The sequence below is a fragment of the Rhodoplanes sp. SY1 genome, from assembly GCF_046000175.1.
GTDB lineage: Bacteria > Pseudomonadota > Alphaproteobacteria > Rhizobiales > Xanthobacteraceae > Rhodoplanes.
Genome location: NZ_JBEOMB010000304.1, coordinates 1 through 678, shown reverse-complemented (window position 1 = coordinate 678; position 678 = coordinate 1). Strand labels below are relative to the sequence as shown.

The window sequence follows — 678 nt, the reverse complement described above, 5'->3', positions numbered from 1 at the left end:
GCTCGGCATCTTCGGCGGCGGTGATCGCATGGAGGTGATCCACGGCGACGCGTACTATCAGAGCTACATCTGCCGCATCCCGCGCTCGACCATCGAGCTCGGCGTCACGAAGCGGCTCGACTTCGTCGACGGCATGATCTTCCCGTTCGTCTGCGACGTGATCCGCAACCTCTCGGGGATGTGGAAGATCATGTTCCCGAACGTGTGGTCGAAGTTCTTCGACACGCCGCAGAACTTCGATCCGCAGATCGGCGGCACTTATTACGTCCAGGAGCTGATCGAGCTGCGCGAGGGTCTGGAGACGCTCACCGGCCGCACGATCACGGACGAGGATCTCAATCGCTCGATCGCGCTCTACAACGAGAACCGTCGTCTGGTGCGCGAGGTCTATGCGTTCCGGGCGCGGGCGCCCTGGAAGGCGCCGACCTCCGAGGTCTATCTCCTGATGCGGGCGGGCCTGTTGATGGAGGTCGAGGAGCACAATCGCCTGCTCGCGGCCTATCTGGTCGCCGCCGAGGCGGAAGACCGGCCGAAGCGCGACAATGTGCGCATCGCGATCTACGGGTCGTTCTGCGAGCAGCCGCCCCTCAACCTGATCAAGTCGGTCGAGATGGCCGGCTGCTACGTGGTCGAGGACGACTACGCGCTCGTGAACCGCTTCCTCACCCAGGACGTGCC

The 678-nt window shown here is 63.9% G+C and carries 1 protein-coding gene; it reads left to right on the top strand.

Annotation, left to right across the window (positions count from 1 at the left end; genetic code table 11):
- Positions 1-28: 28 nt before the first annotated feature.
- Positions 29-678 (top strand): 2-hydroxyacyl-CoA dehydratase (locus tag ABTU92_RS29270; protein WP_408095066.1); only part of this gene is annotated, 650 nt, incomplete at its 3' end.